Source organism: Aurantimonas sp. A3-2-R12 (assembly GCF_036016755.1).
GTDB classification, from domain to species: domain Bacteria; phylum Pseudomonadota; class Alphaproteobacteria; order Rhizobiales; family Rhizobiaceae; genus Aurantimonas; species Aurantimonas coralicida_A.
On sequence record NZ_JAYXIH010000079.1, the window covers coordinates 1 to 7,820 of the forward strand.

Annotated in this window: 5 protein-coding genes and 2 pseudogenes; 4 read left to right on the forward strand and 3 right to left on the reverse strand. The window is 54.3% G+C overall.

Annotated features, from left to right (window positions below; all coding sequences use genetic code 11):
• Window positions 1-263: 263 nt before the first annotated feature.
• The gene (locus VSX60_RS21510) at window positions 264-1,637 is read right to left on the reverse strand and encodes an IS1380 family transposase (RefSeq protein ID WP_327626299.1); all 1,374 of its coding nucleotides are present in this window, start codon (window positions 1,635-1,637) and stop codon (window positions 264-266) included.
• Window positions 1,638-2,059: 422 nt separating this feature from the next.
• Here VSX60_RS21510 and VSX60_RS21515 point away from each other — a divergent pair, with 422 nt between their 5' ends.
• Window positions 2,060-3,121 carry an IS3 family transposase gene (locus tag VSX60_RS21515; RefSeq protein WP_327626301.1) on the forward strand — a complete coding sequence of 354 codons (1,062 nt, stop codon included), beginning with the start codon at window positions 2,060-2,062 and terminating at the stop codon, window positions 3,119-3,121.
• A gap of 30 nt (window positions 3,122-3,151) precedes the next feature.
• On the opposite strand, the pseudogene VSX60_RS21520 reads toward VSX60_RS21515, so the two are convergent.
• A pseudogene (locus VSX60_RS21520) lies at window positions 3,152-3,380 on the reverse strand (IS256 family transposase); the annotation flags it as partial.
• 145 nt (window positions 3,381-3,525) lie between these two features.
• Between VSX60_RS21520 and VSX60_RS21525 the strand changes: the two are divergent.
• From VSX60_RS21525 to VSX60_RS21535, 3 genes and pseudogenes are all read left to right on the forward strand, one after another.
• Entirely contained in the window at window positions 3,526-4,572 is a 1,047-nt protein-coding gene (locus VSX60_RS21525) for a UDP-N-acetylmuramate dehydrogenase (protein WP_327626302.1), read from the forward strand.
• On the forward strand, window positions 4,572-5,852 hold the full coding sequence (locus VSX60_RS21530; RefSeq protein WP_327626303.1) for an oligosaccharide flippase family protein: 1,281 nt from the start codon (window positions 4,572-4,574) through the stop codon (window positions 5,850-5,852). The genes VSX60_RS21525 and VSX60_RS21530 overlap by 1 nt, the downstream gene beginning before the upstream one ends.
• 78 nt (window positions 5,853-5,930) lie before the next feature.
• Window positions 5,931-6,946 (forward strand): annotated as a pseudogene (locus VSX60_RS21535) (IS1595 family transposase).
• A gap of 116 nt (window positions 6,947-7,062) precedes the next feature.
• Here VSX60_RS21535 and VSX60_RS21540 read toward each other — a convergent pair.
• Window positions 7,063-7,488, reverse strand: a complete 426-nt coding sequence (locus tag VSX60_RS21540; protein ID WP_327626304.1) for a GtrA family protein — start codon at window positions 7,486-7,488, stop codon at window positions 7,063-7,065.
• Between the last annotated feature and the right edge of the window lie 332 nt (window positions 7,489-7,820).

Here is a 7,820-nt window from a genome sequence, read left to right on the forward strand (position 1 = left end):
TTCTTCATGGCGTTGCTCTCCTCAGTGGAATCGGCACCCCGAGCCTAACGGCTCAAGGCGGGCAACGCCGCCCACTTCAGAGTTTCAACAGAGACCGGGACATTCCCGCCTTTTGTCGGCTTTGACTCGCTCTGGCCGCTGCATATTGATAAGAGGCGGCGCCAAGTCGGTTATTTTGGCACCCAGAGACGTGATTTGACCATGCCCGGACACAGTTTTCCCGCCGCCGGTGTTTGATATCGTGGATTTGGCTTTGGTTCCGGTCATGCGCACGTTGCTCCTGGTGGTGGCCCTCGCAGGGTGTTGATCATGTTTAGGATGGCGGCGAAGACATCGCGCGGGATGGCGACCTCGGCCATCTGGAAGATAGCGTAGCGGCCATGGCGCACCAGGCGCGCCCCGGTCTTGATCAGGCGTTCGCGCAGGGAGGTCAGAGACCAGCGCTCGATCAGTTCGGGCGTCGCCGTTGTCCGCAGGAAGTTGGCCAGATTGTAGGCCAGAGCGTGAAGCTGGAGCCGCACAGCATTTGCCGCGAACCGCATACACGACAGCCGTGTCCATTTGAGCGCGTATTTGCCCTCCTTGATGTGCTGCTCTGCGGTGCCCCGCCCGTTGTAGAAGGTCAGCACCCGTTCATTCGGCAGGCTTCGATTTGTAACTATGAAGCCGACCGTCGGGAACAAATCACCAGGATGGAACTCGACCTTCGCCACTATGCGGCGGGCCTTTGACCAACTCTTCGCCCGGTAGTGGAAGCTGGTATAGAGGCGCACGACATGGTTCGGCGGACGACCGGGGCGGCGCTTTGTCAGCCAGTCGACCCGTTCGTTCAGCTTGGAATTGCCCTTGATCCGGATGGCATAATCCCAACCCTCAGCCTCAAGCAGATCGAACAGCGCCGGGATGGCGAAGGCCGCATCGGCGCGAAACCGGCGGCGGATGATCGAAGGTCGCGCCTCGGCCGAGTAGCGCGCCAACACAGGCGTCAGCACAGCCTCCCAACCATCAGCGCTGTGGACATTGCCGGGACGCAAGGCACATCTCTCCAGATCACCGAACTGGTTGAACACGAAGAGCGGATGCAGACATTTCTTCTGGAAGTGCCCATTCCATGCCGAACCCTCCTGATCGCCGTGCACAGGGCTTTCCGAACTGTCCATGTCCAGGGTGATGACCTTCGGCGGTCGCTTGTCGTGCACCGTGTCGATCCACCGACCCGGCAGGTCGACAAGCGCCGCGAGGTTCTCTGGCTGGGTCAGCATCTCGGTCTCGAACCGACCCATGGCACTGGCCGAGGCCGCATCGCCCTTGATTGCTCGACTACTGACAAGCTGGCGCATCACCGGATCGCGGCACAGCCGGTCTGCGTCATTGACATCCTCATATCCTGCAAGGCGGGAAAAGACCGACTGTCGCAGGAAGCCTGGCAAGCGATGCCGTCCGTTCAGACCCGTGCGCATATCGGAAAGCAGACCCGCCGCCATGTCCGAGAGGCCAAGAGCGTCGTCCAGTTCCCGGTGCAGCAGCAATCCGCCGTCCGAACTGATCGCCGAACCCCGGAATTCCACCTTCACCGAGCGGTCGAATTCCAGCCGAAGAGGCCCCGTTTCAGCTTCACCCGTCACATCCGTCGCCATATCCCGCCCCATCATCGCTAAGATATTGATGATTATAGACTATTACCCATCCGGGGGGCGCGATATCGTTGTTTATCTGGGATATCCGGGCTTATAGGTAGGCGATGTCGGTTTGCTCATGCACGCCAGCTACCACACTGGATTCACGACATGAATCCCTGCTGAATTTGTGCAACAGAGCCAGTCCATGCGCAAAACGCTCGCCAAAATGGATGACGAAACGCCTCAAACCTGATACCCGAAACACGCTGCCTCACGGCAACGCGTCACAGGTGGCCGAATGCGTCGGAACAGGTGGCCGGATGTGATCGGAATGGGTGGCCGGATGTTCCGGAATACGCAGACCGCGCATTGGCCGAAACCGCAGCGCTTCTGGTTCTGCGAAAAAAGGCCTCGGCGATCTGGGGGGACGGAGAGGACGCATGATCAGCACCCCACATCGCCAAACCGCAGTTGTTCTGATCAACGACGCCATCACCGCTGGCGCGCGGCGTTCCAAAGCCTGCTTCGAGCTGGAAATCAGCGACCGCACTCTGCGACGCTGGACAAAAGACGGGCAGGTTCAACCTGATCTTCGGCCCCTCGTGCCGCGCCCGGCACCGGCCAATAAGCTGAGCGCGGCTGAACGCGCGGGGGTGCTGGAAGCCTGTAATTCTCCAGAGTTTTCCAGCCTTCCGCCCTGCCAGATCGTGCCCAAACTGGCCGATCAGGGGCGGTATCTGGCATCCGAGTCCAGCTTCTACCGCATTCTGCGCGCGGATGGGCAGCAGCAGCATCGGGGCCGGGCCAAGCCACCGGTCCGGCGCAAACCACCCACCAGCTATCGGGCCAGCGCGCCTTGCGAGGTCTGGACTTGGGACATAACCTGGATGCCGGGGCCAGTGGCAGGCATGTTCTTCTACCTCTATCTGATCGTCGACATCTTCAGCCGCAAGATTGTTGGCTGGGAGGTGCATGAGCGCGAAAGTGCAGACCTGGCGGCCGCCCTGATCCGGCAGGCGGTGCTGGCCGAGGGATGCTTTATGCAGCCGCTTGTTCTGCATGCCGACAATGGCAGTCCTATGAAAGGCGCGACAATGAAAACCACGATGGAGAAACTGGGCATCACCGCGTCCTACAGCCGCCCCCGGGTCAGCAACGACAACCCATTCTCTGAGGCTCTGTTCCGAACCTGCAAATATCGACCAGACTGGCCGACCAAGGGCTTTGCCACAAAAGCAGATGCCCAGGCTTGGATGAAATCCTTCGCCAGTTGGTATAACGGCGAGCACTTGCACAGCGCCATCCGCTTCGTCACGCCAAATGCGCGCCACGCTGGCCATGATCGCGCGACGCTGGCAAACCGCGCCAGTCTCTATGCAAATGCACGCGCGCAAAACCCGCAACGCTGGTCAGGCAGAACCCGCAACTGGCAACCCGCCGGACCCGTCTGGCTCAACCCCGAAAATGAAATCAGCGCCCCTGAAATCAGAGACGCCGCATGAAATCGGCGGACAACTCCTTTGACAAACACCGGGGCCGATGCCCGTTTGGAACGGGCGGGCCGGATAGTGCCCGTTACGCACGACAGCCGCATGACCAGCTTCAGTACGTTCGTTCAGTCGCAAACTGTGCCGTAAAGCCCTCGAGTTCAGCTTGAACCGCTGTTGCAATCAATTCCTGTGCTTCTGTGCGCAGCAGATCCGTCAGCGCGTCCGTAATTTCGTCTCGACGCGCAAATTCAACAATGTTAGTCGTTTCCATGGTGGTGTATATCCTTCGGTTGGGCTGCTGTCTCACAACAACAAACCAACCAGATGCGCCGCCAACCTTCAAATCATCAAAACACCAGATTTAATCGTAGCTCCAATTCCTCAGAGGGTGCAATTAAAAATTCGGAGCTTCAACTATGGCTTTATTTGAAAATTTTCTGAAAAATAAAAACATTCAATTCCTGCGGGGCGCTCGGTTGAGCCGCGTATCTTACTTTAAAGCCGGTGGAATTGTAGATTTCTATGTTGAACCTAAAGGGAGCAAGGAATTAGTTAGCATTATTGAGTTTTGTTCAATGCAGGGAATTAATTTTAAAATCATCGGCCTTAGTTCAAATATACTTTTTTTTGATGAAGATGTTTACGAATGTGTTATCTCTACAAAGCTAATGAACCAAATTTCAATTGAAGGTCAGATAATAACGGCAGAGGCCGGAGTTACTTTATCTGATTTAACTCGGTATGCATTGATGCATGGGTTGAGCGGTATCGAGGGGCTTGAAGGCATTCCGGGAACAGTCGGCGGTGCTGTGCTGATGAATGCAGGGGCTTATGGGTATAATATCTCGACTACATTAGAAACCGTGAATTATTATTCAGACGATATTTGTGTGATTGGAAGAGATGAATGTGGCTTTACATACAGAGAGTCACGTTTCAAAAACAATCCAAAAGAGATAATTTTGGAGGCACAATTTCGGTTTGAGCAAGGGGTGAGTAAACAAATTAAAGAAAAAATGGACAGGTTTCATTCTGCTCGGCACTCTTACCAAGAATTCTCATATCCGAACCTCGGAAGCATGTTTTCTATCAACCGTGACATATACCGCGAGGTCTTCAAAAAGTCGATTGCATACACTGCTGCATGTATTGTGTTGAAAGTTATTTTTAAAAATAGGTTTTCAAAGTTACTGACGAGAAAGAATCCAAGTAACGGATTATTCAATAGGCTATTTTTCCATTACGCGAGGCACGTAATAAAAGCCAAGTTCGGGAACCGGCCATTGGCAGTGAGTAACAAAAGCCTGAATATTCTTATCAATAATGGAGAATATAATAAGGAGGATTTCCTAAATCATATTGGTATTTTACGAGAATTCATTGACGAAAAGTTTTTAATAGAAAACGAACTGTTTCACGGCGGAAATACATCTCAAAATTTTGAAAAAGGCACAGATTTGTAATGAGCGCAGTCTTTAGTGTCAGCCTACTAACAATTGCAGCAATAGTGAATGCTGTTCTTGCCTTTGGTACACAGCTTTTATTAGTGCGCCTATTTGCCCCTCAGGATTACGGAATTTTTGCCGCCGCTTTTGCCACTGTTGTGCTTTTGGTTCCGTTGGCCGGTTTCGGGATAGCCCCGTTTTGGCTGAAAATTTTCAGCGAAAACCCCACTATTGGTAGACGCTACCTAAAAAGCTCCTACGCTCTGATGGCGCTCATGAGTATCACTGTATTCGTCCTATTGTTTGGCTGGTCGTATTTACAGCCACAGGACTCTGAAATGCGACCAATGTTACAAATCCTTAGCATTTGCATTCTGGGCCAACTGACAATCGAATTGTTGAACACCAAGTTTCAGCTCGAAAAAAAAATCCTACAACTGGCCCTAATATCTCTGACGCAAAACGGTCTTAGATTGGGGTTGATTGGCCTTTTCGTTCTTGTCTTGGAAAACGATATATCACTCTATCATGTTGCCATATCTTACGCGGCCTCTGCACTTATGATAATATTGTTAGGGCTGTTTACCTTTAGGAATTTTGTAGGTAGCCACCGATGGATAGGGTTTCCAAATACAGCGAACCCTCCAGTTCGCATCTCTCAGGTAGCCAAAGGTAGCCTGCCTTTCGGAGTCGCGTTGTTTTTCCAATTGGTTTACTATCAAAGTGACGTTGTGATGTTGAAGCTGCTTTCGACGCCGGCACAGACTGGATATTACAGCATCGCGTTTACGCTGGTTGCTGCCACCTATATTTTACCTACGGTGATTTTCCAGAAATTTTTTCTACCAAAAATATATATATGGGCCAACCTTGATCCGGCAAGGTTGCGTCGCTTCTCAGTAAAGGCCGGCATTGGCATCGGGGTAGCAGGTTTGTTAGTTGCCGCAATTTATTGGGTTGCATCGGACATGTCGGTGGCATTTTTATTCGGTGAAAGATATGCTGCCTCGGCATCGGTATTGCGGGTTTTGTCTCTCAGCATTCCGGCGATCTTTGTCTCCTATAATTTTGGTGCAATTCTGATGACGCGGGACAGCATGAAAACCAAAACATATTTTATGGGGATTGTTGCGCTTTTCAACATTTTGGCAAACCTGTTTATGATCCCTGAATTTGGGGCCCAGGGAGCTGCAGTAACTACTTTAATGAGTGCCGTTTTGCTGCTTATGCTATATTTCGTTGGCGCGCGTAAAGCCGTTGAAAAAATAGTCAATATCAGCGTCCAATCAGGCACATAAAAGAATGAACCGTGCCTATCCGCTTTACACCCACACCCACAACATCTAGGGTGGGCGTCAAGCGGATAGGAGGCGGCTGTGGACGTTCTCGACCGAGATGACCTTCCGTTCCCGGAATCGCTTCCGGGGTTCCAGCGGCTTTTTCCTGACGATGCGGCCTGCGCCGCCTACCTGGAAAAGTCTCGATGGAATGACGGGTTCGCTTGTCCCCATTGCGGCATTGTTGACGACCCTTTCCGCTTCGAGAACCGACCCCGTGTCCTGCGGTGCCGGTCCTGCCGCACGAACACCGGCCTGACCGTTGGCACCGTCATGGAGCGCAGCCATACGCCGTTGTCGACCTGGTTCTGGGCGGCTTACTTGATCGCCAGCCACACGCCGGGAATGTCGGCCGTCCAATTTCAGCGGCAGCTCGGCCTGTCGCGCTACGAAACCGCTTTCGGCATCCTTCATAAGCTCCGCGCCGGGATGGTGCGCCCGGAGCGCGACAAGATTGGCGGCAAGCCGACCAGCATGTCGAAGTGGATGAAACGTGGGTTGGAGGACGGACCCGCGGCGAAGGCCGTGGCGCCCATCACAAAGTGCTGGTGGCCGCCGCCATCGAAGTGCGGCACCGTGAACCGGGCACCGCCCAGGACAACCGGCGGGACGGTCGCTACGCCGGTCGGGTGCGTCTGGCGATTGCTGCCAACCGTAGCGCCGAATCGCTGGGTGGTTTCGTCGAAAACGCCGTCGCTCCCGGATCGCTGATCGTCACGGACGATTGGAGCGGCTATGCCGGCCTTCGCAAGCGCGGATTCGACCACCACGCGATCGCCGAATGCGGAGACCCAGAGATCGCAGAGGAATTCCTGCCGATCATCCACTTGGTCTTCGCCAATCTGAAGACTTGGATCAATGGCATCCATCATGGAGTCAGCGCCAAGCATCTACAAGCCTACCTCAACGAGTTCACGTTTCGATTCAATCGGCGCTTCTATCCCTTCAACGCGTTCCGCTCGCTGCTCGGAATCGCCGGCGAGGCAGCTGCGCCGACCTTTGACGGGCTTTACTCCGGGGAATGGGCCCACCCCACATTTAGTGGGCGTGGGTAACAACCGGATAGGCAAGCAATGAGCAACGAGCAGAAGATACTTTTCGTGGCCGCCGCTTACGGATTAGCGATCATGGTCGCCGGATGGTCGTTGGGCACGGCAATGTTCGCTTTTTTCTAAGCGTCCGGCTCGTCCTGCTGCCTGAATACAACCCACTTTGAAGCCGTGAAGTTCAGCACCAGGCCCGCAGCCGCTCCTATCGCAAGGGCGATGATGAGGTTTTCCCGGAAGAACGGCTCAGAAATAATCAGAGAGACGTACACAGCGTTGGTGACGATCCACCCGACGAGATTCGCGCCTACATAGTGCGCCCACTCAGATAACCATTTCCGGCCGCTTTTCGCGAAGGTGTAGATCCTATTGCACCACCAGGTCACGGTGACGGCCACCGGGAAAGCGATCAACTGGGCGATCACCGGGCCGACGTGACGATGCAGAAGCAGAACGCCCCCGGCGTTCACGACAAAGCCGATAGCGCCGACAAGGACGAACCGAAAGGTTTCGACGAGCAGTCGACTTTTCCCGGGCGGGCGGGGCTTCATGCATTGAATCCTTCCATAAGCGCAGCCGATATCAGCGCGCCCGCGGCGGCACAAGCATTGACCTTCTGAGCGCATTCATCCTATGGAGCGGGCCGGTAAGTGGAGGGGGCGGGGTATTATGTCCGAGGCAACGATGTGCGTGGTCATACCCGCCTTCAATGAAGAGCGATCAATCGAGCAGACCGTAAGGGATTATCAGTCCCTGCTTCCCGATGCCGTGATCCTAGAGCGTCAGGCGATTAATCTGCAACATAGCCAGCGGCCTTGAGGTAGTTCCAACATTCTTCGGGCTCGAACAGGTCGCAGATGTTGCCGACTGCACGCCAGAGATC

What these genes read in the sequence shown, in the direction of transcription:
- VSX60_RS21540 (WP_327626304.1), bottom strand. Translation starts at nt 7,488, where the DNA reads ATGAAGCCCCGCCCGCCCGGGAAAAGTCGACTGCTCGTCGAAACCTTT.
- VSX60_RS21515 (WP_327626301.1), top strand. Translation starts at nt 2,060, where the DNA reads ATGATCAGCACCCCACATCGCCAAACCGCAGTTGTTCTGATCAACGAC.
- VSX60_RS21530 (WP_327626303.1), top strand. Translation starts at nt 4,572, where the DNA reads ATGAGCGCAGTCTTTAGTGTCAGCCTACTAACAATTGCAGCAATAGTG.
- VSX60_RS21510 (WP_327626299.1), bottom strand. Translation starts at nt 1,637, where the DNA reads ATGGCGACGGATGTGACGGGTGAAGCTGAAACGGGGCCTCTTCGGCTG.
- VSX60_RS21525 (WP_327626302.1), top strand. Translation starts at nt 3,526, where the DNA reads ATGGCTTTATTTGAAAATTTTCTGAAAAATAAAAACATTCAATTCCTG.